The organism is Corynebacterium durum (genome assembly GCF_030408675.1).
Taxonomy (GTDB): Bacteria; Actinomycetota; Actinomycetes; order Mycobacteriales; family Mycobacteriaceae; genus Corynebacterium; species Corynebacterium durum.
The window spans coordinates 2,017,194-2,041,708 of the sequence record NZ_CP047200.1; the positions used below are offsets into that span (position 1 = coordinate 2,017,194).

Here is a 24,515-nt window from a genome sequence, read left to right on the forward strand (position 1 = left end):
ATCTAGCGACGTGGTTTTGCAGCACATTTGCGCCTCCCCACTGTTCCATTGTAGAAAAGATAGTTTCCCATTGACAGTACCGTTATGACCTGAATTGTAGGTACGGACATGGATTTTTTTTCAAATCTTCAGCACCACCACCCTACCCCATTTGGGGTTAATTGCTGACTTTTGCCCACACCCACGGACACCCCAGCACCCCGGAGGGAAATGTGCGGCTAGGGTGCCGGATGCTTATTGACGCCCCGCCTCCCTCACCGCAGATGAGACACTCTACGCTCACGCTGCACCCCCTTATGTCCGCCCAAAACAACGCTTTGTGAGAGGAAAAATAAGCATTAAAACCTCTGTGCCCGTATTGTGTTGTATAGACCAGTGCGGCTTTCCATCAACCTGGAAAAGACGCATCGACAGGAATATTCCTACAGGAGGATTTAGGATGGCTGACCAAAAACTGGGTGGCTCGCCAAACGATGACAGCAATTTCGCGCTCATTCGTGACGGCGTTGCGTCGTACCTTAACGACGTTGATCCGGAGGAGACCGCCGAGTGGATGGAATCCCTTGACGGGCTGCTTGCCGAAGCAACACCGGATCGCGCCCGCTTCTTAATGTTGCGCATGCTTGAGCGTGCTACTGCCAAGCGTGTCGCATTGCCGCCTTTGACCTCCACCGACTATGTGAACACCATTCCTACGTCTATGGAACCCGATTTCCCGGGCGATGAGGAACTGGAAAAGCGCTACCGCCGGTGGATGCGATGGAACGCGGCCATCATGGTGCACCGCGCGCAGCGCCCCGAAATTGGCGTTGGTGGACACATCTCCACCTATGCGTCCTCTGCGCCGTTGTATGAAGTCGGCTTTAACCACTTTTTCCGCGGCAAGGACCACCCAGGTGGCGGCGACCAGGTGTTTTTCCAGGGTCACGCCTCACCCGGCATGTACGCCCGCGCATTCCTAGAGGGCCGACTCACGGAAGACGACCTTGATGGCTTCCGCCAGGAAGTATCCCGCCCGCAGGGCGGTATGCCGTCTTATCCGCACCCCCACGGCATGCCCGAATTCTGGGAGTTCCCCACCGTGTCTATGGGACTCGGTCCTATGGATGCCATTTACCAGGCCCGGTTTAACCGCTACCTGCACAACCGTGGCATCAAGGACACCTCTCAGCAGCACGTGTGGGCGTTCCTTGGCGACGGCGAAATGGATGAGCCGGAATCCCGCGGCCTAATCCAGATGGCTGCCCTGCACAACCTGGACAACCTGACGTTTGTGATCAACTGCAACCTGCAGCGCCTTGACGGCCCGGTGCGTGGCAACACCAAGATCATTCAGGAATTGGAGTCCTTCTTCCGCGGAGCAGGCTGGTCTGTGATCAAGGTCGTCTGGGGCCGCGAATGGGATGAGCTGTTCGAAAAGGACAAGGACGGCGCCCTGGTCAACTTGATGAACACCACGCATGATGGTGATTTCCAGACCTTCCGCGCCAACGACGGTGCCTACGTGCGCGAGTTCTTCTTCAACCGCGACGAGAAGACAAAGAAGCTCGTCGAGGACATGACCGACGAGGAAATTTGGAAGCTCAAGCGCGGTGGCCACGATTACCGCAAGATCTACGCCGCTTTCAAGCGTGCAATGGAGACCAAAGACCGCCCCACCGTCATTTTGGCCCACACCATTAAGGGCTACGGCTTGGGCCACAACTTTGAGGGCCGCAATGCAACCCACCAGATGAAGAAGCTCACCCTGGAGGACTTGAAGCACTTCCGTGACCGTCAGGGAATTCCGATCAGCGATGCTGAACTCGAGAAAGATCCTTACCTCCCGCCGTATTACAACCCCGGCCCCGACTCGCCGGAAATCAAGTACATGCTGGAGCGTCGCAAAGAGCTTGGCGGTTTCCTCCCAGAGCGCCGGACCAACTACGAGCCCCTCACCGTGCCGGACGTAGGCACCATGAAACCGCTGCTCAAGGGGTCTGGCAAGCAGAAGGTGGCTACCACCATGGCCGTGGTACGTACCTTCAAAGAACTCATGCGGGACAAGGAACTATCAAAGCGCCTCGTACCGATCATTCCTGACGAAGCTCGCACGTTCGGTATGGACTCCTGGTTCCCCACGTTGAAGATCTACAACCCGCACGGCCAGAACTACACGCCGGTAGATAATGACTTGATGCTGTCCTACCGCGAAGCCGTCGATGGACAGATCATGCATGAAGGCATCAATGAGGCTGGTTCTGTGGCATCGTTCATCGCCGCTGGTACCTCCTACGCCACCCAGGGCGTCGCCATGATCCCGCTGTACATCTTCTACTCCATGTTCGGTTTCCAGCGCACTGGTGATTCCATCTGGGCAGCAGGTGACCAGATGACACGCGGTTTCCTTTTGGGCGCAACAGCCGGACGCACGACGCTCACAGGCGAAGGCTTGCAGCACATGGATGGACATTCCCCTCTCCTCGCAGGCACCAACCCCGCCGTGGTGTCCTACGACCCCGCATTTGCCTACGAGGTCGCACACCTCATCCGCGAGGGCATTGACCGCATGTATGGACCTGGTCGTGGCGAGAACGTGATGTACTACCTCACCATCTACAACGAGCCCACGCCTCAGCCCGCACAACCGGAGAACCTGGATGTTGAAGGTCTGCACAAGGGCATCTACCTGTACTCGCCCGCAGAGAGCGGCGGACACCAGGCATCCATCCTTGCCTCCGGTATTGGCATGCAGGCAGCACTGCAGGCACGCGATATACTTGCCGAGGAGTACGGCGTTCACGCCAACATCTTCTCCGTGACATCGTGGAATGAGCTCGCCCGCGACGGTCAGCGTCACGATTTGGCGCAGCTCCGCGAACCTGCGGCACAGATTGCCGAACCGTTCGTCGCCCAGAAACTTTCTGGAGTTTCCGGTCCGTTTGTGGCTGTGTCTGACTTTGCTACTGCGTTGCCAGAGCAGATCCGCAAGTGGGTTCCAGGCGACTACACCACTCTTGGTGCAGACGGTTTCGGTTTCTCCGACACCCGCCCCGCCGCACGCCGCTACTTCAACATCGACGCCGAATCGGTCGTTGTAGCTGTGCTGTCCGCCCTGGCCCGCGAGGGCAAACTTGATATTTCAGTGGCTGACGACGCCGCGAAGAAGTACAAGCTCACCGACCCAACCTCTGTATAAGAATCAGGGTTTTATTCCCCCTTTCCCACCGGAAAGGGGGATTTTTTATGAATCTGGGTAGATTTATTACTATGACGTCTCCGGTTCCATTTCAAGACAAAAGAGAATACGCCCAGGCACAACTCACCCAGGCTGTGGGCGATGGTCGACTGGACCTTGGCCGATTTTCTGACCTTGTGGGCACAGTGTGGGAAACCGACGATATTGCCACCATTGACCGCATTACCCGTGAAGTAGCTGTGGTGCCGAACTCGTCGGTGGAACAAACTGTGCAGACAGCACCTGCTACTCCGCCGACAGACATACCAACACGACTGGTAGCCATCTTTGGCACCCATAAACGGAAGGGTAGATTCCGCCTGCCCGGCATGGCGCAAGCATTGTGCATATTTGGCGATGTGACGCTGGATTTGAGTGAAGCTTCGCTCACCGCACCCGAAACGCTTGTGGACGTGACGTGCATATTCGGCACGATTAAGGTGATTGTTCCCCCAGGTGTGATGGTGGAATCCCAGGTGGCTTCGGTGTTCGGTGAGGATAAAGTAACTATCTCCGAAACGACCATCCCCAATGGTCCGCGCATCACACTGCGCGGTGCGAATATCTTTGGCACGGTGAAAGCCAAGAATCCCGGCAAGTCATGGTTTACTAAGTTTTATGGGTGAACAGCATAAAGCCACCGAGCAGGGACCAAATGCTGCGGTGGCTCAAATTATTGCTAAAGCTGCGGGCGTCGAGGCGGAGGATATTGGCCCTGAGAAACGCCTCGTCGAAGATCTAGGGATTGACTCGCTCACAGCTATCACGCTTGCGGTGCAGCTTGAGCAGAGCACGAAAGTGCGCATTGAGGAGTCCGACGCGCAGATGTTCCGCACTGTTGACGATATCTACGCTTTCCTCAGCTCACGCCCCTAGAGACACGCTTTAGAAACGGCGTACTGTCGCGGTGAAGCCTTGCTCGTAGGCGAACTTGGCCAGCGCATGCTCCAATTCTTCCAGCTCGGCAGGGTGCGCCGACAGGGTTTGACGGCAGGACACAGTACCTGGGTTGGAGCGGGAGCGACGCCACTGGGTGAACCATTCGGCGCTGAGAGCGTCAATGGCGGCGTAGTCGCGGGTATCTTCAGAGGGCGCGGGGCTGGGCAAATACTCCACAAACAACTGCTCAACATCCAGGCGGAAGCGCTTAGGCATGTCGGAGATGTCAATGATTCCCCAGACGAGGTTCGGGGTACGCGGTGTCAAAGTTTGTTGGGTCACGGTGGTCCTCAAAGAGTAAAGGCAGCACTGACACACCATTTTTGCGCATTGCTCATACAAGTACCCCTCTGGATAAGGTACTTATATAACACAGCCAAAAACACAGTGGTGTGTAAGACGAGGTTCGTCTTCCCCAACGGCCTCGCGGTACTGCACAGTTTCCAGCACAACACGCCCCCAAGGCAACCCTCAACCTCTACTTGACACCCCCATTTATTAAACCTCAACTTTAGATTGAGGCCCCGACTTAACCCTCGTTCATGCGCCTCCAGATCGCATCATTCGTCTCAGACCACAATGGTTTTGCCCACGTCCCAAAAGCATAATCCGTGAGCACCGCCATAGCGCGCATGCTAGGCCGATGAACCCACAAAAAAGTCCCTGACTGCCCAAAATGGCCAATCGTGTCCGGGGGTAATAGGGTGCCTGTCCAATGCTCCCTCGACGCCCCCTTCGAGCCTTTTACCTCAAAGCCCAGGCCCCATGGACAGGGCTTAAACATGCCATAACCAGGGACAATACCGGAAAGATCCGGAAACTGAACACTGGCAGCATCGGCAACGGTCTGGGCGTCGAGAAGCGTGGGCTGTAATACCTCAGCGACAAAAAGAAGCAGGTCATGAACGGTAGAGGTGGCGCCGTGCCCCGCCGAGCCGTAAAGGTTCGTGTCGCGCATGCCCAGCGGATCAAAGACGGCTTCTCGCAGGTAATCGGGGAAATCGATGCCGGATTCCTCGCCAATGGCGTCAGCAAGAATCTCAAAGCCGGCCGAAGAATAGATCCGCCTCTCCCCCGGCGCGCGTTCAGGCTCGCGGGAGGCAAACCCCACCCCGCTGGCGTGCGCGAGCAAGTGCCGAACAGTCGACCCCGCAGGCCCCAACGGCGTATCCAGATCAAACACGCCTTCTTCAACCGCGACCAACACCCCATAGGCGACAATCGGCTTGGTCACGGACGCCAGCTCAAACACGCGGTGAACATCACCCGTCGTTGACGTGTTAGCCCCGTTCACCACACCCGCCGCAACATTATGCGCAGGCCATTGCTGCAATGCATCAAGTTCATTCATGGTTACATGCTAATCGCTGCTAGATTGCGGTTTACCAACAACCCGAAAGGTAGCACCATGCCTTCTCGCCGAGTTATAAGCGTGTGCATCTGCGCCCTCCTTCTGCCAGTTACCGCCATCACCGTGCCCACCGCCGCCAATGCCCAGAGTCGCGGGGCAGTTCAAGACACCCGACCACTTCACACATTTGTGGACAACACTCCCTTCGACCTGAGTGATGCCACATGGTTCGCCTATGACACTCGCGACAGCTTCGGTCGTGATATTAGCGCAACAGCTACTCTTTTCCGTGCGACACGCCCGTGGGATAACACCAGCGAAAGACCTGTGGTGATTATCACACCCTTTACCCAGGGTGGCGACGACCCCTGCGCCTTCTCCCATACCATCACCCAGGGCACCCACATTGACCCCACCAATCCCGGCGAAAGTGCCGTGGCGTCCCAGTACTACGCCATCCACTCCATGCTCGAACAAGGCTGGGATGTGGTGGTGCCGGACCACCCGGGCCTGGGCACCCCCGACCAGCACTCTTACATGGACAACGTCGCCTCTGGGCAGGCGCTTCTCGACGCCGCGACTGCGGGACTTTCCCTCCTCGACAGACCCCACGCTCCCATCGCCCTCACTGGGCATTCCCAAGGCGCAGGGGCCAGCGCCTGGGCGGCCGAAAACGCACCGCACTACGCCCCGAAGCTCAACATCAAAGCTGCGGCGCTATCCGCGCCGCCCTACAACCTCCCCCACCTGGCACAGGACGTAGACGGGAAACAAGAAGTGGGCATGCTCTTCATGGCCGTGAACACGCTCTCCCGGCAGTACCCTGCAGTCCAAGCCGAGATAGATCGCGTGTTCACCCCAGAGGGCAAGGCCCTGCTCGCTAAGGCTGACACGATGTGTGTGCCCGCCATGTTCGCCGTAATTGGCAAACACAACACTCGGGACCTCACCACCACCGGCGAATCAGTCTTCGACCTGGTCAATCGTCTCCCCGACGTGCAAAAAGAAATACAACGGCAGCGCATCGGGTTGCGGGCTCCTCAGGTCCCAGTGCTCATGATCTATCACCAGTCCGACCCTCTCGTCTCATGGGAAGACAGCCGCGCTCTCGGGGAAAACTGGCAGCGCGAGGGCGGGACTGTGCGGTTTGTGGACTATCCCCGCAACCCCGTGGCTGACACCCTAAAATCAGCACATAGCGAAACCGCACTCACGCCAGTCCCTGACATCGTGGCGTTCTTTAAACAGGAATTTCATTAAGACTACGCACCACCGTGACATGGCCGCCGCCACCAGGATCCGGGTTGGGCACCACATCCTCGGGATCAATCAGGTAGGCGGTATAGCCATTCAGAGACAACCGCCGAATAACCTCCATTAGCATCCGGTACGCCACCGGATTCAGCGAATGCACGCGGCTGACATCAATGGCCACGCTGGGTTCCTCCGCGACGGTACTCACAATTTCACGGATAAGCCGCTCAGCGCCAGCAAAACGAATATCGCCCTGCAGCTCCACAACCCGGATGCCACCCGTCACCCTATTGGACCGGACAACCGCCTGAGACACCGGCGGCATCTCCATCAGATGCAAATCCATGTCCTCCGAAATCCGCTCAAACAGTGCGATACCACGAACGCTGTTGCCGTGGGCGTCGAGACGCGGTGAAAACGTGGCCAGCCCCACCTGACTAGGCAGGACGCCAATCAAGCCTCCAGCCACACCGCTCTTTGCTGGGATGCCCACCTGGGTGGCTCAGTCCCCAGCGGAGTCATACATGCCGCAGGTAGACATGACAGTCACCACCTGACGAATCACCTCCGGCGGCACAACCTGCTCTCCCGTCACCGGATTCAACCCCTGATTAGCCAACGTCACCGCCATGACAGCCAAATCCCGGGCAGACACCAATAACGCGCACTGCTTGGTGTACCCCTCCACCACGGCAATCGGATTCTCTTGCACAATATCGTAGCTACGCAGCATATAGGCGATGGCAATATTACGGTACGCGTGGTCCATCTCCGAGGTGTACACCGCCTCATCCACCTCAAGCCTACGGCCAGCAAAAGCCGACAACCCAGACATCACGCGCTCAAAACGCTCCTCCGGGGTCGAGTCTGGCCTACCCACCAGCGAATGTATCGTAATCGCGCCAGCATTAATCATCGGATTGCGAGGTTGGCCCGTATTCCCCTCCAACGACAACTCGTTAAACGCCTCACCCGACGGCTCCACATCTACCTTGAAAAGCATGTCATCAAAACCACGATCCGCCAACGCGAGCGCATACACAAAAGGCTTAGAGATGGACTGGATAGAAAACTGATGGTCAACATCGCCCACCCCATACACCTGACCATCCAGAGTGGCGAACACAGCGGCCAGACGATCCGGGTCAGCGGTTGCCAGCTGTGGAATATAGCTGGCAAGCTCCCCGGACTGATCCAACCGCACCGTCTCAAGGACTTCTTCAAGATAATCAGGAATAGGCGATTTCATGCACTCTGTGTATCACACCGCCAGGATGCGTTGTGGCAGGTTGGGTTGGGCGCTTCTACTGCCCTACCGCACCGCTTCTACTGTGCCGCTGGTTTCATGCGCTCACAGACCATGCCAGCAAAAACAACAAGCGGCACAATCATGAGCAGCGCGTTACTTCCCCACCAGAATGGCTCAAAATCGCCATAGAACGCCCAAAAAGATATCGCCATAAAACCCGCACAGAACGTTAACGTCAACCCAAGCACCAGCACGATATCGCCTGCCACGACATTACGCTTTATCAAAAATGCACCAACAAAGACCGTCAAGGCAGCAGCAACATCCAGCGGGAAGAAAGACCAGTTCCAGGCCTGGATGACTTGGTTACTGTAATCGCGAAAGCGCATGCTTTCGGGAAATACATCCGTGATGACCAGGCACCAATAGAGGAGCAATCCGGCGTCAACCACAACAAGCAAAGACTTAGAAAAACTTTTCATCGGTGCGCCCTTCCTGTGACGTTCTCTAGGCGTTATACAGAAAGATACTATCGTGGGGCGTGAGTAAGGACTGGGGATTTTGAAGCAAGAACAGCTGAAAACCCAGTCACCCACATCTACGACACCAGCGCCGGTTCTTTCTTGGGTGCGGCGAAAGTGTCCGTTTCCAGGATGCCCTCGCGCTTGGACACAACCAGCGGAATGAGTGCCTGACCGGTGACGTTCACGGCTGTGCGCCCCATATCCACAATCGGCTCCACTGCCAGCAATAAGCCGACGCCTTCCAGCGGAAGCCCCAGGGTGGACAGCGTGAGTGTGAGCATCACGGTCGCACCGGTGGTGCCGGCCGTCGCTGCGGAACCAATCACAGAGACAAACACAATGAGCAGGTAGTCGGTGATGTTCAAGTCAACACCGTAGAACTGCGCCACGAAAATCGCCGCCACCGCCGGGTAGACGGCAGCGCAGCCATCCATTTTGGTGGTGGCACCCAGCGGCACAGCAAAGGACGCATAGGAGCGTGGCACGCCGAGTTCCTTCTCTGCGGTCTGCTCGGTCACCGGCATCACACCCATGGAGGAACGGGTAACAAATCCCAGGGAAGTGACGGGCCATATTTTGCGGAAGAATTGCGTAATGCTCAGGCCGTTAAATTTCAGCACCAGCGGGTAGATCACGCCGATGACCAGCGCCAAGCCGATGTAGATGGCGATGACAAACTTGCCCAGGCTCCCCAGTGATCCCCACCCGTATTCGGCCACGGCATGGGCGATGAGAGCTGCGGTACCGATCGGCGCGAGTCGGATAATCCACCACAGCACCTTCTGGATAATCGCCAGGAAGGATTCAGCAAACGCCAGCACCGGATCGGCGGGCTTACCTACCTTGATCGCTGCGATACCAAAGGCAATGGACATGAGCAGTAGCTGAAGAACGTTAAAGCTCGGGGTCGCGGCCAGCGCACCCTCTGAGGACTCCTTCAGGCTGACACTCAGGCCCAGAATGTTGTCGGGAACCAATCCCTGCAGGAAGGCCCACCACGAGCCGACGGTGGAGGGTGCCTTGGCCGCCGCGGCGTCGACACCCGCGCCCACTCCCGGGTTAATGATCAAGCCGACAACGATGCCGGCAGAAACGGATGCCAGCGCGGTAATGGCGAACCAGAGGAGGGTTTGCCAGGCGAGGCGGGCGGCGTTGGTGACTTGGCGCAGATTGGCGATGGAGGTAACAACGGCGGTGACCACCAGCGGGGGAACCAGCAGTTTGAGCAGGCTCACGTAGGCCGAACCAACCTCATCAACACCAACCGCAAGCCAGCTACCTTCGCCGAGATTGCGCGCCACCAACCCCAGCACCAAACCAACAATCAGGCCATAAATGACCTGCGCACCAAAACTACGCAGCTTCATTGCGTTCCTTCTTTCACGTATTTTTTATTCAACGAGCGAAGCATACATAGAAAGATCGGTACATACAAAATAGACTACCCAGTCTAGGGTTGTTTTCCTTTCCCCGCTTTTCGATGCCGCCGGGCTTGCTCCTGCTCGATAACCGTCGGCAGCACCCACCCCCGCCAATACGCCAGAATGGCAAAACCCGCACCTAAGGTTGTGGCAGCGATCATGCCCACGGCATCGTGACCTGCGGCGTGAAAACCCACCATGATCGCTGAACTGAAAATCGCCGGGGTGGCGTACAGCGTATTACCGCCGAAAATTGATGGAATGCTTCCCGTCGCGATGTCGCGAATCATGCCACCGCCCACCGCCGTTAACATGCCCATAAACATCGCCGATGCCCACGGCATGCCGTAGGTGAGCGCCTTCGTGGTGCCGGTTACCGCCCATACGCCCAAAATAATCGCATCCCCATGCACCCGAAACAGCTCCCAGGCGCGCCCTTTCAAATGGATCACCATGGCCAACAACCCACCCAAAATAGCCATGCCCATATACATCGGCTCCGCAATGGCGGCGGGAGTGCCACGCTGCATCAACGTGTCGCGAAGCATGCCCCCACCCAGCGCCGAAAACAACGCCAAAAAGGCAAAACCAATAATGTCGAAATTGCGCTGTCGGGCTATCGATCCCCCAATCGCGCCATTCAACACAACACCAATCAAATCCAACGTCTGATACAACGCCAGGATTGTGGGATCAACAGTGGCCATACCAGCAATCCGACCACGACACCACGGTGCTGCACAAGACAGGTACACCCAGAGTTCACGCAGGGTTCTAGTACTGCCCGTGCACCAGCGTCCTCCTGCGGTACACCCACTGCTGCACGGACGTACTAGACAAAGCCAGCAACGCCAGGATATTCAGCGGCAATGTGTCTTTGAACAGCACATACTGGATATCGGAAGGGTTGGTACTGATCAAGTGCCTATCGCTAAACACTTCCAGCAACACAAACGCCATGAGAATCAGCCGCGTGCGGTTACTGCCCTTCCAGGTGAACCAGCATCCCACGAGCAACACCGCGTTGGGAATCGCTGCAACCACGGCAGCCCATGCCCATGGGAACGGCATCGTTCCTTCGAAAAAACCGACCGCCGATACCACGTCATTGCGAAAGCTGAACAACGCCAACAACACGACGCACGCAACACCTGCAGTCAAGGTAACCGGCCGATGCAGGACAGGGACGTAATTATCATCCACGGCATCCGGGTCAATTTTCACCGGGCCACCCGGCTCTTTGCGCGAATAACCGTACGCGGCGCGCTCCACGCCCTCTGGAATAACAAGATTTGGCGAAAGCGCCACGGCGTCGAGGTCCACAATCGGCAAATGACCGTCCGTGGCCACACGGTCCCCACCACCATTACGCGAGTGATAACCAGTGGAGAAATTCTCCACTATAGTCACCTTTGCCTCCGGGTTAGCATGTTGCAGGGAATGCACAATGTAATCACGTTCAATATCAATATTTGCGTCGATTTTGTGCGTCACCTGCAGCGTAAACAGTGACAACCCCACCGAACGGTCGTAGGTGCCAGCCGCAATCCAATCCACACGCTTACCACCAGGCAAAAGCCAGCCATCCGGGCAGCGCCACAACCGTACATGGTGGCGCTGGGAGGCGTTATCCTCCACCTCTTGTTGATAGGCCAAGCATTGAACACGGCCAAACACCAACAACGGACTCACCGGTGCCGCAGGGTAACTACGACGAAACAGCGAACTGACAATAATTCCCCACGACGATGTGAATGTCACATCGTCAGCGAGCGTCCATCCCGCCTTTGTCATGGCCTGATGAACTTCCTTCGCGGTGCCGTCAAACGCCAAGTTAATGGGATCACCCAACAAACCATCCGAGGTGCGGGCGCGCCCAATGAAATAGCCCGGCACATAAATCTGCGTCAGCATCATATGCACGCGCGGAAGCACCAAATACGCAGTAACGACCCAAAACGGAATCAGCAACAAAAGGTGCTGCCAGTCAATCCGCCATGATGCGGTAAGCAGAAGCAACGCCAGCCACCCGGCAAGCAGAGTGGCAATAAGGAAAAAAGCGGCGTTAAGAATAATCGACGCCCGTGGTCTACGCACCTGGTCTTCACGAACCTTCGGCGACACATGAATATACTGCGGTTTGGTCCTCCAGTTCCGGCGAAATCTGACCATGCCCGCCAGTCTAACGATGCGACGAGGTTGGGTACGGTAGGTCACATGAGCAACCGTCGCAGAAACACATCCCAGACCGCCACATTTGTGCGCATTGGCGGCCAAGAAGCAGGCGGCCTGCTCCTTGGAGCCAAAGGCGCGGGTGCCGCAGCTGGCTCCTGGATTCTTTTGGTTGCGCTGCTGGTGGCGTGCCTATTTTTCAACTGGCTGGCCATCCTGCCCGTACTCATCCTTATCGGCGGCGCAATCATCGCGGCAGGCCGACACACGTGGGCTAGCATCCTGACCATCATGCTTCTAGCCCTTCTCGGGTTCAGTAGCGGCCTGTTCTTCTGGTGGTCTTATTATGTGCGTATCGACGCCGCACGCACCAACGAACCCACGCCCGTCGCCGCCGATTGGAATCTGGTCAGCCTTGCAATCTTTGGGGCATGCCTCGCAGGCATGTATGGCATTGGCGTCTGGGGGCGCCGCAGAAAGCAGCAGCACAACCGCGTATAGAAATAATGCTTTCATTAGGTCGCACATTCGCGTATAGTTGAGGTATCAACATAATAAGGTGCTACCTAAACGATGTGACGCCGGTGGTGGAGGCGCTGCATGGGTTTTCGGGGCGTCGTCACGCGCGCGAGAGGCAACAATGAAGCGAATCAGGGCAATTCTGGCAACCGCACTACTGGGGCTCGGGGGAATAATGACTGCACCCGCAGTGCAGGCGCTGACCATCACACATACGGAAGAGAAAATCGATCTTGGTGCGGCACCGCTCCCCAACACCACAACACTGGGCACCACCGTTAACGGTGCCGGAACACCCATCGGAGTGGTGGTCAGTGGCGGCGCGGGTGGCGTACTCAACATCATCGACCTAAAAACTAGGGCTAACATAGCCAGCCACGTGCTTGACGACTCCGCACGAGACGCCGGTGAAGAAGTCCACGCCTGGGGGTATGTGACGCTTTCCAACGGGCACGTTATGATCGCGACCAGCAACGCAGGGCTTTATGATGTTGACCCGCAGAACTACCAGGTGAAGAAACTGTCTTCTGACGATCAGCCTGGGTACAAAACCAACAAAATCAAAGAAAACGGGAAGTTCTTCTGGGACATCACCAAAGACGACAACGACAAGGTTTACATCGCGAGCTTCAGCAACAATACGGGCGCGGGCGGCCGCGTATTCACCTACGACGGCAAAGCAACCGGCGACAAATGGGGCGACCTCCTTGGGCAAATCTCCCCAGACCAAACCACCGCACGCAGCGTTGCCTACGACAATGGCACCCTCTACATCGGGATGGGACAAACCCGGCCCGAAATCATCGCCGTGAACACCAAAAACCCCAGCGAGAAGCGCACCGTTCCGCTTGAAAATAGTGCCGTTAATGGGGCGCACGAAATCCTCTACCTCGAAGCGCTTGACGGTCGGCTGTACTCCACGGTGGATAGCAAAGACGCATGCAATAGCACCGGGACCTGCGTGATTGATGCAGCAACCGGGAAGGTGAGCGACACGCTCCAGACCTGGAGCAGCCGGACAATCAAACGTGCAGGAGAAAAATCCAAGGTCTACTACATCTACAACTCTGGAAGCAAAGGCGGCATACTCCGCGAATACGACCCCGGCACCAAGTCCACCAAGGATCTGAACCCCAACGGTCAACTTGCGCCTAGGCTCGGGCGCAACAGCTGGGCCACCGACAATGTTCTGCTCACCAACGACATGAACAGCGGTGCCATGACGGTGTACGACTCTGGAAATGTGAGCAACGTCCCCGCAGGCACCCTCAAGGGCAGTGAACGCGGAATTCAAACCCTGACTACCGGCCCAGACGGCAACATTTACGGTGGGTTCTACATGAGCGGAACCCAGATGCTGAAAATCACCACCAGCGGCACTCCCAAGGCCGAGCTGCTTAACGACATGCCTACTGGCCAAGTCGAGGGCTTTGCCAACGTGGGAAACAAGCTCGTGGCAGGCATCTACCCTAGTGCCCGGCTCAGCGTCTTCGATCCTGGGAGCGGTCAGTGGACTGTGCAAGATAAGGCAGTTGATTCAGCTCTTCCCGAAGGCACACGTGAACAAGACAGGCCCTACACCATGACCGCCATCGACAATAACCGCGTCGCTGTCGGCACAGTGCCTAATAAAGACAAAGTTGGCGGGGCATTGGTTATCTTTAATCCACAAACTGGAGCATTTGAAGACAACCCCATTGTCATGAATGACAGCGGACCCGCCGAACTCCGCAACCTTTCCCCCGTGTCCATGGCCTACCGTGACGACAAACTCTACGTGGGAACCTCCATTCGTGGCGGCCTTGGCGTCCAACCAAAAGCCTCCGAAGCAAAGCTTTTCGTCTACAACGTGAAAAGCAAGCAGATCGAAAAAGTAGCCACCATCCCCGGAACCCCCACCGCTATCAACGCTCTCACCTTCGACGACAGTGGCAAACTCTATGGCGTTGCAGGAAAACACATCCATGAGTTCAATCCCACCACTTTGGAAAGTGTACGAAGCTCTGACGACGTAATAACGCCAGATGCCAACCGCAGCCAGTTGCACTACAAAGACGGGATTCTCTACACCGCGACCGGAAACAAAGTTCTAGCCGTCAACGCGGGTGACTTTAAGGATCGGGCCGAACTAGTGTCAACGGATCCGAATAAGGAAGCAAACCCTGACTCACTGACATTGGACAAGGATGGCAACCTCTACTACTCCAAGCGACCAAACATTTACAAGATCACAGTAACTAAGTAGGTTGCACCTCCTCCTTGGGCAGTTGGTGCCCCTGGTGAATGCACATCACGACGCCGCTCACAGGTCGATTAGTCGTACGACCTGGTGATGTGCATTCACCAGGGGCACTAGCTGTTGGGAGGGCATCACTGTAGGTTTTATCGGAAATATCGGGTTTATCGGGCGACAAGCTATTTATCGGAAATATCGACTTTATCGAAGCGCGGGCGGTATCCTGCAGGCATGGACGACGTACGTAGGAACCCATTCCGCCCAGCTTTTGGCATCGCACCACGCGTATGGGCAGGCCGATCCACGATCATGGACACATACGCAGCATCGCTCCATTCCTTCGCCGGCAATCAAGCACGGACATTAGTGATCAGCGGACTTCGAGGAATTGGCAAAACCGCGCTAGTCAATGAGCTGGAAGAGCTCGCCCGCCAGCAAGGATGGGTTACTCTCCGTGCACACTCCACCGACAAAGATCCCATCGCCACGCTTGTTGAAAGTACAATCCCCACGGTCATTCATGAGCAATCTCCACCTGCAAAACGCACAATCACTGGCGCGACCATCGCAGGCATTGGCGCAATACAAACCACTGTGAATGACGATCCCCGTCCTACCCCAACGCTGAACAGCCAACTACGGAAACTCGCTGGACTACTGCAGCCACACGGGACAGGAATAGTGATCTCTATTGATGAGGTCCAACACGCCAATCCTGACGACCTAGCTATCATTGCGACGGCCTACCAGGACCTCATCAGGGACGGCATCGACATCAGCTTTATTGTGGCCGGGCTCAGTCACGGCGTCGATAATCTGCTGCAGCACCCCGGAACAACCTTCATCAGGCGTGGCGTGAGAGTCGAACTACAGCCATTAAGTTTTGACGAGGCGCGTGACCTGCTCATCACAACCGCTGATGAATCCGCCGTAACAATGGACCCGGCCGCCGCCGCTAACGCAGCCAACTTCGCCCAGGGGCATCCCTACCTTGTGCAGCTCATCGGCTCCTTATCTTGGGCAAAAGCCCGCAGCGCACACGCCACGCAGATACGTGACGAACACATTGAAGAGACGAAGGCAACAGCAATCAACTCGCTTGGCTTGCAGGTACACCAACCGGAACTCACATACTTAACCCAGTCCGAAACACGCTTTGTTGAGGCAATGGCCGAAGCCATGGGCGAAAACAACCACGCTGACATCGCCGACATTGCACGCATCCTAGGTAAGCCTGTGACGTCAATGTCGGATGTGCGCTCCAGGCTCCTCCGCAAAGAAGTCATTGACGCGTCAGGGCGCGGAGAAGTGCGGTTTCGGCTCCCCTACTTCAAGGAATACCTACGCCTGCCGGACAGCAGTTATCCGTTTAAGCAGATGCCCTGAGCTGGGATGTGAGGAAAACGAGGCGTCGATACGCGGGGGTTCCATGTATGATCATGTCTGGAAAAGTGAGCGACAGAAAGCGGTTGAGGTGCAGTTTCGTAACTTGCTAAAAAAAGGCATCAACTTCACTCTTGTTGGTGTTGTCGGCGCGATTTTCGACTACGGGACGCGGTTCATCCTGCTGCATTTCGGTGTTCCGGCGTTTATCGCTCGCGGGTCCAGCTACATCGTGGGCAGCACCGTAGCCTACTATCTCAACAGCTTTTTCACCTTCAAGGGTGACCGTTCCGCTGCGGAGAAGACTCGGGCCACCATCTCCTACATTGTGTGCTTCTGTACCGCCGTGTTCGTGGATATGATTGTGCGACACACCATGGCCGATGTGCCGCAAGTACTGACTATCTCCTGGGTGATCTCCCAAGCTGCGGCAACAATCCTGAACTTCAGCATCCAAAACCTGTGGGTGTTCCGGGCTGCGAATACGGACGGTAAACAAGCGGAGCCTCGGAATACAGAAGAGACCGAACGTACACACTAGGCCGCAGGAGCGTTACCAGGATTGCGCTATCGCGATTGCGCCAGATCCTCTGCAGAACGGTTAGTGATATTTGCCAACACATTGAAAATGTTGTGCGTTATGCGCGTTGACACCGCCGATTGTGCATTGCCACCATAGTGAATGCCATAAATAGTTCCCCGTTCATCCAGCACTGACGAACCTGAATTGCCATAGTAGGTGTCCGTGTCGTGGTAGAACAAGCCGCGTTCCTCGCTGAAGATTCGACCGTGACCAACCCACATCGTGTTCTTCTCTTTATCCACCGGATAGCCGATAATCGTGGTTGACTTTCCATAGAGGGATTCATTGTCGGCGGACTTCATGCCAAACCAACCAGCCTTATTGCCCAAAGGCTGATCCAACTTCGCCACAGCCCAATCGCGTTCAATGTCCTGTTCAGAACGCTTATTCTCATCCATCCACACTTGGGTGACATTGGCGGTGCCGAACGGTTTAGAATCGCCGTTCTGACCTGGGCTGAACGTCATGTCCGTGAACTTATCACTCAAACAATGCCCTGACGTGACAACAGAATCAGGACCAATCAACGAACCAGTGCAGGACACGCGTTTCCCCGATTCCAGGGTAAACGTGAGAGTACCGACCCACCGGTAGGGGTATTGAGTGGCGTCCTTCACCTCATAGCGATCATCCGTGCCAATGACATCTTCATTATTTTCCTGATCACCGAAATTCGGGCGAGTCTCAGAATAACCCGGATCAACCAGCAAATCAGGTGCGCTCAACGGGTTTTCTCGATCCTGCTTACCATTCACCATTTTGTAACCAATGGGGGTGATGAGCTGACGAGTCTGCGGTGCAGCCTCTGCGACAGGGGCAGTGACTGTTGAAATAGGGGTCACAGCAGAAACAAAAAGCGCAAGCGTGCCGACACACGACAACATACATCGGAGAGTCTTATTTTTCACGTTCCTATCTTAGATCGGCAAAACTACAAAGTGAACAATTATGAAAATTTTTACATAAATGCAGGTCACCACAAGAACATGCACAAAGTATCATAATCGATAATTGTTTAGGTTGGCGACTTAGGTAGCAAAATGCGTATCGACGCCGCGATGGAACGCATTTCAGGAAAAGTTACTGTGGCGGCAAGGTATTTGTCAGGTGTGGGGGTATTGTGAGGTTTGTTGTGTGGAGTGGGGTGGGACTAAGAACGCACCTCATGGATACGAAATGGGGACGAATTAAACGGCCCCAGACGCGCGCGGATATATGTGAAGGCGGGTTGAGGAATCGCGACATGAGCCTCCCCCAATCGTTGATGCAGAAGCCAGCGATAAGAAAAGCCAACAGACACTGTTGCGTTGGGAATGCCCGAGTTGGGTTGCTGGAATCTGCTTGTCGGAAGCGTGATTGTACTACGTCCCCAGGATGTGTGGGCTACGTCCTCATCAATCCGCACATACGGCCGTGTAAAAACAGAATGAAACGGCCACGCAATAACCGACGGGCGGAGATCGCAGGTGATCGGCGTGACTGGTGTGTCAGTGCTGTGCTGTTCAGAAGGCTTGTTAGGGGTAGTCATTGGCTGCGCCGATTCCGAGCAAGCATCCCCTCGGGTTACCAACACCGATAAGAAAGCACACGCCGCCGCCCCAGACGATAACGTTTGTATGTGTTGTCCAAATAACAGCGACCACGCAATAAGTGCCGCAGCAAGCCCAACGAAAATCCAGGTCCATATGGTTGGCTCATGTGAAGCAAAGCCGCTTGCGTGACGAACCTCGATGATTGTGCCAAGCACCAAATCCAAAGCACCCACTGCGAACAGGATGACAACAAGTACGCTGCTTCCTTGTTTAGCCATATGCAAACTCGCCCACGCCATGAGCGCTGCACCTGCGGCGACTAGGACGATGGAAAACCTGGGCATACATTTATTCAACCCCACACCTATCCATCATAGGAACCGTCCGACGGAAAACAGATGCGTGGGGCCTGGGTAAGCCATCAACGCATTGCCGCTATGCGGTGTTAATCATGCGTTGTATCAGCGCTACCATGAGATCCTTTTCCTGCGGACTACTCATGGCGACCATCAAGGTCATTGCTGCTAATGCATTGTTGGACACCCTTGCCGTGCCGTCGGCTTGATACAACGCTGCGTTACGATCCAGAAACTCTACAAAAAGCGCCGCTGCGCTTCGTTTATTCCCGTCTGCAAGTGGGTGATCCTTCACCACAAGATACAGCAGATTAGCAGCTTTCTCCTCCAGGGTGGGGTACAAATCTTGTCCAGCAAAACTCTGATAGATCGTTGCCACTACCGATTGCAGTCCATCGTCGTTCTCTACGCCGAGTAGTGTGTCGTCGGGGAATTCCTCGCGCAAACGAGCGATGATTGCCTGAGCGTCCTCATGCCCAAGCTCCCAAAGTGGCGATCGCCCCTCAGATTGCTGGGTAATAACTCCGTCGTCGTAGTCTCTAAGAAGCCGCAAACTTGGGAGATAGTAAGTTAACACTTCCCCAAGTCCAACCTCACTTTCAAGACGGTTTTGATTGACGCTGCATTTCTGCACCAGGCGTTCCCGCAAAAGTTTAGCCGCCCAGATACGAAACTGCGTGATCGTGATCGAGTTGACCCGATAGCCCACAGAGATGATGGCGTCAAGGTTGTAGTGTGTGACCAGCCGATTGACCTGCCTCTTACCTTCTTGACGAACCTGTCGGAAATCCCGACAGGTTGTCTCTTTTTCCAGCTCTCCCTCAGCATAGATGTGCCCCAGCTGCTCAACGATGTTCGTGCGAGATGTCTCAAACAACGCTGCCATCTGCCGCTGGCTCAGCCACACCGTCTCACTTTCCACACGTACATCGATACCTGCCTGACCCTCAACAGGCCGATAGATGATGATCGACTTCTCCGTCTCTTTTTCACTCATAGCGCCATAGTGGCACAATACAAATAGAAAAGAAATGATTTTAAACGTCTAATTCGATTACCTGTTTTATTTGGAGTAAAACTTTATTTTCACTAAAAGAAAAAGCGAAAAAGCTATCGCAAAGCTAAAAATAGCACCGCCCAGACCCCACCCAGCATCACCCCACGGAAGCCAGAGACACCACATGGGCGCACTAACAGCAGTGGCGGGGCGTCGATAAGCAGAAACAAAAACAACCCCATGGCTTCTGCCTGGGGCTTCCTGCTCCCCCAACTGGACTCGAACCAGTAACCCTTCGATTAACAGTCGAATGCTCTGCCAATTGAGCTATGGGGGAATGTGTTGCTAGCAACGAGAAGTAACTATATTCCGGAAGCGAAGACAAGGCAAATCAGCAGGTCACAGCGGATGAAGCGGGCGGATAGGGGTAGGTTGTGAATCATGCGCCACAATGTGCTTAAATGTTTTCGGGCCTATAGCTCAGTCGGTTAGAGCCGCGGACTCATAATCCGTTGGTCGCGGGTTCGAGCCCCGCTGGGCCCACCACAGTATGCGCATGAAGCACCCCATCAATCTTCTTATGACTGGTGGGGATGTTTTATGTGAGCAACCCACACGATAGTTGTGTGGGACCTTGGGGGCCTATGTGCGCCCCACACAACTCACCGGACAACCTGTCAAGCGCTAGACGACGGCCCTACCGACTCACCGCCGCCGGAAGTTGCCATTGGAGTGGCGGGAAATATGTACTACTGGTGAGCATTCAGGCAAAATCTTCAAGCAGCAAGGTGGGTGTTAACACACAGCACGATAAGACAAGGAGACACATCCCTAGAGCTTGTGAATGAGCACATAAACAAAGATTACCAAAATCACTTAATACAAGTAAGATAATTTCGTTGACGCTTTATCGTTCTACGTGGCAAAACTAACAACATAAAGAGCGTCAGCCGGTAGCATGAATCTGCCTTCATTAGTAGGATAAATTTTGTTTCTTTCCTCTAACTGTATGAACATGGAGATACATAATGCGCAATTTAACGTACTACGTAGCCACAAGCCTCGATGGGAAAATCGCCAGTCCACAGGGTGATTGGGCAGACTTCCTGAGCGAAGGCGACCACATGAACGTCATCCTCACCGAGTTTGGTGACGCAATTCCAACTCACGTACATGCCCAGATAGGGACATCACCCTCCAATACCCTCTTTGACACCGTCATCATGGGATGGAACACCTACACGCCTGCGCTTGACGTTGGCATTACGAGCCCTTATCAGCATCTTCGTCAGATTGTTGTGTCACATAAATCACATGATCTACCAGCTGATCTGGAGCTAACCCACGACCCAGTCACCACAGTTAAAGATTTAAAGGATCAACCCGGTAAAGACATCTGGTTGGCGGGTGGAGGATTGTTGGCCAGCTCCCTTCTTCCACTTATTGATCGATTGATTCTTAAAATCAATCCGGTTGTTTTTGCAGCAGGTATCCCCCTGTTCGCAGGTGCAGACTATATGCCAACACAATTCGCTTTGACAGAACTCCGCACTTTTTCATCCGGCGTAGTCATTGCCGAATACTCTCGACAGAACTAGTTTGCCCAAAATCTGCGACGCAGGTTCAGAGCGTCGCCGATTTTGCAGCAACTTTACACACATCAATGTCGGCCATAAAAGACGCTATGCGTCGTTATCTTTGAGCCGCTTAACTATACTAGCTGGATCTTCAATTTCGCTAGTATTAATGTAAAGATTAGCAGAATCAACATCGTTTGATTTTAAGGGGAGAAACTCTCGCGAAAGTCACTGGTACTGCATGCGCATTTACCATTTTCAAAAATCGCCACAGGAGCATTTATCTCCGTAGCAGAATGTCCCCACACGTCAATCCGATCACTCCGCTACCTCTACTTTTCACTTCACAACGCGGTATATTTAACATCGCTAGATAATTGCCGCTAGATAGTTGCCGCAGACTTTCAAACACACTAAAGCGTTCAAAGATAAAACCTGCTCATGACCCCCACACCAGACGTACCAGCGACCTCAAATCCCGATCCCACCGACCTCACCCTGTCTGAAGAACACCGCAAGGAGCTAATCGGCTGGGCCGCACGCTGCGTCGCACGCCTGCTTCCGATCTTTCACCAGCACCGTCCTGCTGACCAACGCCTTGATGAAGCTCTTGCCGCCGTCGAAAAGTTCCAAGACAACACGTTTTCGGTTGGTCAGATGCGCACCCTCGCGTTCGGTTGCCACGCCGCAGCACGCGATTGCACAAACGCCCAGGCTAAAGCTGTTGCACGGGCTTGCGGTCAGGCGATTGCCATTGCGCACATGGGTGGTCACGCCCGCAATCTTGCGCGGTACACGCGCCAGGCATTGGCCGATCCGTCGGAGGAGTTGGCCTGGCAGCGCGAACAGCTTCCCTCTCACCTGCAGGACTACGTCTACCGCACTTAAACCGCTTATCGACGCCCCGCACAGTGCCGTGCATTTCGGTAAAGTAGCGGGTGCTAGGTTACGCGTTAGGAAGCGAAAGAAGTCCCATGATCCAATTTGTTGTAGGTGCTGCCGCTGGTTATGTGCTGGGCACGAAGGCAGGCCGGAGGCGTTTTGAGCAGATCAAGAAGGGCTACAACTTGGCGGTGCACTCGAAAGCTTCCCAGGCAGCGTTACAGGCTACTCGCAAGGCGATTGCCAATAAGTTGGATCCGCAGCCACGCATGAAGGAAGTAAAGAATTTGAACCGTGGGGACGGTTCAACGGTGCTGGAACCGGATGAGGACTAGCCCGTCACATCCTCCTCATACAGCACTTACCCCTTAAACGCCCGGTCAAGAAGCTCCCGGCGCGCGGCTTCCAATGCCACGAGGTCGGCAAACAGGGAGTTGTAGGTGGCTTCGTCGTCGGAGGGCCGCATGCGCTGGAGTTGACCTTTGAGCTGGGCGATGTGGTTGCCCACACGGACTTCCTGAAGCCGAGAGAGCACACTGTCGGCGTAACGCGGGAGATCCTCAAGTTCGCAGTGAATGTCTTCCACGGCTAGTTCGGAGACCAGGGAGCGCCCCACAAGGTCGGGTAGTTCACCGGCCACGCTGCTAATCCAGTCGACACCTTCGTTGGCGTTGTCGCACCCTCCAGCGGCGGCGATGGCGACACGCACGGCGTTGTAGGCGGGATGCGTGAAGCAATCATCGGCGAGTCCGTCAAAGTAGGAGCCCGCGATGTCGGGGTACTGTAGCGCGATTTTCAGGCTTTCGCGCTCGGGCCAGAGCCGAGGATTACGGCGGTCGGGCAGCACAAGAGTCGCATCAGGATTCACGCCAGTACCGCCAGCGCCCATACCGCCACCCGCGCTAGCAGCACTATCGAAACGCCGGGCACGACGTGGTTGCTGTTGCGTACGCGGGCGTCGAGAAGCGGTGCGAACCTGGGCGAGGACCTCGGCGGGGTCGGCCCACCCAATCCATCCGGCGAGCTGGCGGGCGTACTCGTTGCGGAGGGTCTGGTCGTGGATGTCAGCGACGATGGGCACGGCGCGGCGCAGCGCCTGGAGGCGACCCTCCACGGAGTCGAGGGGGAAGTCGGCGATCATGGCGCGAACAACAAATTCGAACATGGGCACGCGTCGAGCGACGAGGTCGCGGACGGCGGCATCGCCATGCGCAAGACGCAGGTCGCAGGGGTCCATGCCTGCGGGGGCGACGGACACGTAGGACTGGCCGGTGAACTGCTGATCGCCGTCAAAGGCGCGCATGGCGGCTTTCTGACCAGCCTCGTCACCGTCGAAGGTGTAGATGAGTTCGCCGCGGAAGTAGTTGTCGTCGAGCATGAGCCTGCGCAGAAGTTGCAGGTGCTCCTCACCGAAGGCGGTTCCACAGGCGGCGACAGCGGTGGTCACCCCGGCGGCATGCATGGCCATGACGTCGGTGTACCCCTCCACCACCACAGCCTGATGACCAGCGGCGATGTCCTTTTTGGCGCGGTCCAGCCCGAACAGCACTTTCGACTTTTTATACAGCAGCGTATCGGGCGTGTTCATGTATTTGCCCATGTTGTCGTCATCGAAAAGCTTTCGCGCGCCGAACCCAATCACATCACCCGCGAGATTTTTGATGGGCCACAGCAGACGCCGATGAAACTGGTCGATGGGCCCGCGACGACCCATTTTTGCCAACCCCGCCGCATTAAGTTCCTCGTAGCTGAATCCCTTACGCAGCAGGTGTTTGGTCAGAGTGTCCCACCCCTCGGGCGCATAACCGCAACCGAACTGGTGTGCATGATCGGCCGAAAAACCACGCTCGGTGAGGAAGTTCCGCGCAGCCTCAGCCCCCGGGGTTTCCAGCTGCGCACGGAAAAACTCGTGGGCGGCCTTATTCGCGGCAACCAGCCGCTTCCTGGTTCCGGGTTCCTCCCTGCGGCCCGGTCCCCCACCTTCATAGTTAATGCGGTAGCCAATCTTCTCGGCGCAAATCTCCACCGCCTCTGGGAAGGAAATATGCTCCATTTTCATCAAAAAACTGAACACATCGCCGCCCTCCCCGGAGGAGAAGCAGTGAAAGTAGCCACGGTTGGGCCGCACATGAAATGATGGTGTCTTCTCGTCCTTAAACGGGGACAGCCCCTTCAACGAATCCACGCCAGCGGGCTTGAGCTGCACATACTCACCCACGATGTCTTCGATCGGGGTGCGTTCGCGAATCGCAGCAATATCGCTTTCGGGGATGCGTCCTTTGGCCATGTTCCCTACCTTAGTGCTCGCATGAAAAGATGTTCC

The 24,515-nt window shown here is 55.7% G+C and carries 22 protein-coding genes, 2 tRNA genes and 1 pseudogene; 12 read left to right on the plus strand and 13 right to left on the minus strand.

The genetic code is table 11. From position 1 onward, the window contains the following. Nucleotides 1–439: 439 nt before the first annotated feature. The 3 genes from aceE (at nucleotide 440) to CDUR_RS09405 (ending at nucleotide 4,093) form a co-directional block, all read left to right on the plus strand. Complete coding sequence (gene aceE, locus CDUR_RS09395; RefSeq protein WP_179418003.1) at nucleotides 440–3,178, plus strand: pyruvate dehydrogenase (acetyl-transferring), homodimeric type; 2,739 nt, start codon at nucleotides 440–442, stop codon at nucleotides 3,176–3,178. A gap of 71 nt (nucleotides 3,179–3,249) precedes the next feature. After that, nucleotides 3,250–3,843: a LiaF domain-containing protein gene (locus CDUR_RS09400; protein WP_040360199.1), complete on the plus strand. Its 594-nt coding sequence runs from the start codon at nucleotides 3,250–3,252 to the stop codon at nucleotides 3,841–3,843. Further along, nucleotides 3,836–4,093: an acyl carrier protein gene (locus CDUR_RS09405; protein ID WP_179418004.1), complete on the plus strand. Its 258-nt coding sequence runs from the start codon at nucleotides 3,836–3,838 to the stop codon at nucleotides 4,091–4,093. The genes CDUR_RS09400 and CDUR_RS09405 overlap by 8 nt, the downstream gene beginning before the upstream one ends. A gap of 9 nt (nucleotides 4,094–4,102) precedes the next feature. Here CDUR_RS09405 and CDUR_RS09410 read toward each other — a convergent pair whose 3' ends face one another. Further along, entirely contained in the window at nucleotides 4,103–4,438 is a 336-nt protein-coding gene (locus tag CDUR_RS09410; RefSeq protein ID WP_051033984.1) for a hypothetical protein, read from the minus strand. 247 nt (nucleotides 4,439–4,685) lie between these two features. Beyond that, nucleotides 4,686–5,507: a serine hydrolase domain-containing protein gene (locus CDUR_RS09415; RefSeq protein ID WP_179418005.1), complete on the minus strand. Its 822-nt coding sequence runs from the start codon at nucleotides 5,505–5,507 to the stop codon at nucleotides 4,686–4,688. A gap of 57 nt (nucleotides 5,508–5,564) precedes the next feature. Between CDUR_RS09415 and CDUR_RS09420 the strand changes: the two genes are divergently transcribed. Continuing rightward, nucleotides 5,565–6,767, plus strand: a complete 1,203-nt coding sequence (locus CDUR_RS09420) for an alpha/beta fold hydrolase (protein ID WP_179418006.1) — start codon at nucleotides 5,565–5,567, stop codon at nucleotides 6,765–6,767. Here CDUR_RS09420 and CDUR_RS12935 read toward each other — a convergent pair. The 6 genes and pseudogenes from CDUR_RS12935 to CDUR_RS09445 form a co-directional block, all read right to left on the minus strand. Beyond that, nucleotides 6,748–7,107, minus strand: coding sequence for an STAS domain-containing protein (locus tag CDUR_RS12935; RefSeq protein ID WP_325064671.1), 360 nt, complete (start codon nucleotides 7,105–7,107; stop codon nucleotides 6,748–6,750). The two genes, CDUR_RS09420 and CDUR_RS12935, sit on opposite strands and share 20 nt — an antisense overlap. Continuing rightward, nucleotides 7,105–8,010, minus strand: a pseudogene (glsA, locus tag CDUR_RS09425) (glutaminase A); the annotation flags it as partial. The gene CDUR_RS12935 and the pseudogene glsA, both read right to left, overlap by 3 nt. Before the next feature lie 77 nt (nucleotides 8,011–8,087). Next, the gene (locus CDUR_RS09430) at nucleotides 8,088–8,492 is read right to left on the minus strand and encodes a DUF5360 family protein (RefSeq protein WP_179418007.1); all 405 of its coding nucleotides are present in this window, start codon (nucleotides 8,490–8,492) and stop codon (nucleotides 8,088–8,090) included. 116 nt (nucleotides 8,493–8,608) lie between these two features. Next, a complete protein-coding gene (locus tag CDUR_RS09435) occupies nucleotides 8,609–9,901 on the minus strand; it encodes a dicarboxylate/amino acid:cation symporter (RefSeq protein WP_179418008.1) in 1,293 nt (430 codons plus the stop codon). 83 nt (nucleotides 9,902–9,984) lie between these two features. After that, nucleotides 9,985–10,662: a trimeric intracellular cation channel family protein gene (locus CDUR_RS09440; protein WP_179418009.1), complete on the minus strand. Its 678-nt coding sequence runs from the start codon at nucleotides 10,660–10,662 to the stop codon at nucleotides 9,985–9,987. A 67-nt stretch (nucleotides 10,663–10,729) separates the two neighbouring features. Then, nucleotides 10,730–12,127, minus strand: a complete 1,398-nt coding sequence (locus tag CDUR_RS09445) for an LssY C-terminal domain-containing protein (protein ID WP_179418010.1) — start codon at nucleotides 12,125–12,127, stop codon at nucleotides 10,730–10,732. A 45-nt stretch (nucleotides 12,128–12,172) separates the two neighbouring features. On the opposite strand from CDUR_RS09445, the gene CDUR_RS09450 reads away from it, so the two are divergent. From CDUR_RS09450 to CDUR_RS09465, 4 genes are all read left to right on the plus strand, one after another. After that, nucleotides 12,173–12,628: a hypothetical protein gene (locus CDUR_RS09450; RefSeq protein ID WP_179418011.1), complete on the plus strand. Its 456-nt coding sequence runs from the start codon at nucleotides 12,173–12,175 to the stop codon at nucleotides 12,626–12,628. 193 nt (nucleotides 12,629–12,821) lie between these two features. Further along, complete coding sequence (locus tag CDUR_RS09455) at nucleotides 12,822–14,891, plus strand: ligand-binding sensor domain-containing protein (RefSeq protein ID WP_179418012.1); 2,070 nt, start codon at nucleotides 12,822–12,824, stop codon at nucleotides 14,889–14,891. Between the two features lie 222 nt (nucleotides 14,892–15,113). Continuing rightward, nucleotides 15,114–16,268 (plus strand): ATP-binding protein, encoded by a 1,155-nt coding sequence (locus tag CDUR_RS09460; protein ID WP_179418013.1) that lies wholly within the window; start codon nucleotides 15,114–15,116, stop codon nucleotides 16,266–16,268. A gap of 43 nt (nucleotides 16,269–16,311) precedes the next feature. Beyond that, the gene (locus tag CDUR_RS09465) at nucleotides 16,312–16,806 is read left to right on the plus strand and encodes a GtrA family protein (RefSeq protein WP_179418014.1); all 495 of its coding nucleotides are present in this window, start codon (nucleotides 16,312–16,314) and stop codon (nucleotides 16,804–16,806) included. Between the two features lie 26 nt (nucleotides 16,807–16,832). Here CDUR_RS09465 and CDUR_RS09470 read toward each other — a convergent pair whose 3' ends face one another. From CDUR_RS09470 to CDUR_RS09485, 4 genes are all read right to left on the minus strand, one after another. Further along, nucleotides 16,833–17,756, minus strand: coding sequence for a trypsin-like serine peptidase (locus tag CDUR_RS09470; RefSeq protein WP_155862225.1), 924 nt, complete (start codon nucleotides 17,754–17,756; stop codon nucleotides 16,833–16,835). Between the two features lie 242 nt (nucleotides 17,757–17,998). After that, complete coding sequence (locus CDUR_RS09475; RefSeq protein ID WP_179418015.1) at nucleotides 17,999–18,724, minus strand: hypothetical protein; 726 nt, start codon at nucleotides 18,722–18,724, stop codon at nucleotides 17,999–18,001. A 91-nt stretch (nucleotides 18,725–18,815) separates the two neighbouring features. Then, nucleotides 18,816–19,733 carry a virulence RhuM family protein/type II toxin-antitoxin system death-on-curing family toxin gene (locus tag CDUR_RS09480; protein WP_179418016.1) on the minus strand — a complete coding sequence of 306 codons (918 nt, stop codon included), beginning with the start codon at nucleotides 19,731–19,733 and terminating at the stop codon, nucleotides 18,816–18,818. 264 nt (nucleotides 19,734–19,997) lie between these two features. Further along, nucleotides 19,998–20,070 (minus strand) — tRNA-Asn (locus CDUR_RS09485). A 132-nt stretch (nucleotides 20,071–20,202) separates the two neighbouring features. On the opposite strand from CDUR_RS09485, the gene CDUR_RS09490 reads away from it, so the two are divergent. The 4 genes from CDUR_RS09490 to CDUR_RS09505 all read left to right on the plus strand — a co-directional run bounded on the left by CDUR_RS09490 (nucleotide 20,203) and on the right by CDUR_RS09505 (nucleotide 22,527). Further along, nucleotides 20,203–20,279 (plus strand) — tRNA-Ile (locus CDUR_RS09490). A gap of 482 nt (nucleotides 20,280–20,761) precedes the next feature. Further along, entirely contained in the window at nucleotides 20,762–21,331 is a 570-nt protein-coding gene (locus CDUR_RS09495; RefSeq protein ID WP_179418017.1) for a dihydrofolate reductase family protein, read from the plus strand. A gap of 420 nt (nucleotides 21,332–21,751) precedes the next feature. Beyond that, the gene (locus CDUR_RS09500) at nucleotides 21,752–22,198 is read left to right on the plus strand and encodes a putative immunity protein (RefSeq protein WP_179418018.1); all 447 of its coding nucleotides are present in this window, start codon (nucleotides 21,752–21,754) and stop codon (nucleotides 22,196–22,198) included. Nucleotides 22,199–22,284: 86 nt separating this feature from the next. Then, nucleotides 22,285–22,527, plus strand: coding sequence for a hypothetical protein (locus CDUR_RS09505; protein ID WP_179418019.1), 243 nt, complete (start codon nucleotides 22,285–22,287; stop codon nucleotides 22,525–22,527). Nucleotides 22,528–22,553: 26 nt separating this feature from the next. On the opposite strand, the gene dnaG is transcribed toward CDUR_RS09505, so the two are convergent. Then, nucleotides 22,554–24,479, minus strand: coding sequence for a DNA primase (dnaG, locus tag CDUR_RS09510; RefSeq protein ID WP_179418020.1), 1,926 nt, complete (start codon nucleotides 24,477–24,479; stop codon nucleotides 22,554–22,556). Between the last annotated feature and the right edge of the window lie 36 nt (nucleotides 24,480–24,515).

Coding starts and splice junctions, on each gene's coding strand:
- aceE (WP_179418003.1), top strand. CDS start 440: ATGGCTGACCAAAAACTGGGTGGCTCGCCAAACGATGACAGCAATTTC.
- CDUR_RS09400 (WP_040360199.1), top strand. CDS start 3,250: ATGACGTCTCCGGTTCCATTTCAAGACAAAAGAGAATACGCCCAGGCA.
- CDUR_RS09405 (WP_179418004.1), top strand. CDS start 3,836: ATGGGTGAACAGCATAAAGCCACCGAGCAGGGACCAAATGCTGCGGTG.
- CDUR_RS09415 (WP_179418005.1), bottom strand. CDS start 5,507: ATGAATGAACTTGATGCATTGCAGCAATGGCCTGCGCATAATGTTGCG.
- CDUR_RS09420 (WP_179418006.1), top strand. CDS start 5,565: ATGCCTTCTCGCCGAGTTATAAGCGTGTGCATCTGCGCCCTCCTTCTG.
- CDUR_RS12935 (WP_325064671.1), bottom strand. CDS start 7,107: ATGGATTTGCATCTGATGGAGATGCCGCCGGTGTCTCAGGCGGTTGTC.
- CDUR_RS09430 (WP_179418007.1), bottom strand. CDS start 8,492: ATGAAAAGTTTTTCTAAGTCTTTGCTTGTTGTGGTTGACGCCGGATTG.
- CDUR_RS09435 (WP_179418008.1), bottom strand. CDS start 9,901: ATGAAGCTGCGTAGTTTTGGTGCGCAGGTCATTTATGGCCTGATTGTT.
- CDUR_RS09440 (WP_179418009.1), bottom strand. CDS start 10,662: ATGGCCACTGTTGATCCCACAATCCTGGCGTTGTATCAGACGTTGGAT.
- CDUR_RS09445 (WP_179418010.1), bottom strand. CDS start 12,127: ATGGTCAGATTTCGCCGGAACTGGAGGACCAAACCGCAGTATATTCAT.
- CDUR_RS09450 (WP_179418011.1), top strand. CDS start 12,173: ATGAGCAACCGTCGCAGAAACACATCCCAGACCGCCACATTTGTGCGC.
- CDUR_RS09455 (WP_179418012.1), top strand. CDS start 12,822: ATGACTGCACCCGCAGTGCAGGCGCTGACCATCACACATACGGAAGAG.
- CDUR_RS09460 (WP_179418013.1), top strand. CDS start 15,114: ATGGACGACGTACGTAGGAACCCATTCCGCCCAGCTTTTGGCATCGCA.
- CDUR_RS09465 (WP_179418014.1), top strand. CDS start 16,312: ATGTATGATCATGTCTGGAAAAGTGAGCGACAGAAAGCGGTTGAGGTG.
- CDUR_RS09475 (WP_179418015.1), bottom strand. CDS start 18,724: ATGCCCAGGTTTTCCATCGTCCTAGTCGCCGCAGGTGCAGCGCTCATG.
- CDUR_RS09480 (WP_179418016.1), bottom strand. CDS start 19,733: ATGAGTGAAAAAGAGACGGAGAAGTCGATCATCATCTATCGGCCTGTT.
- CDUR_RS09495 (WP_179418017.1), top strand. CDS start 20,762: ATGCGCAATTTAACGTACTACGTAGCCACAAGCCTCGATGGGAAAATC.
- CDUR_RS09500 (WP_179418018.1), top strand. CDS start 21,752: ATGACCCCCACACCAGACGTACCAGCGACCTCAAATCCCGATCCCACC.
- CDUR_RS09505 (WP_179418019.1), top strand. CDS start 22,285: ATGATCCAATTTGTTGTAGGTGCTGCCGCTGGTTATGTGCTGGGCACG.
- dnaG (WP_179418020.1), bottom strand. CDS start 24,479: ATGGCCAAAGGACGCATCCCCGAAAGCGATATTGCTGCGATTCGCGAA.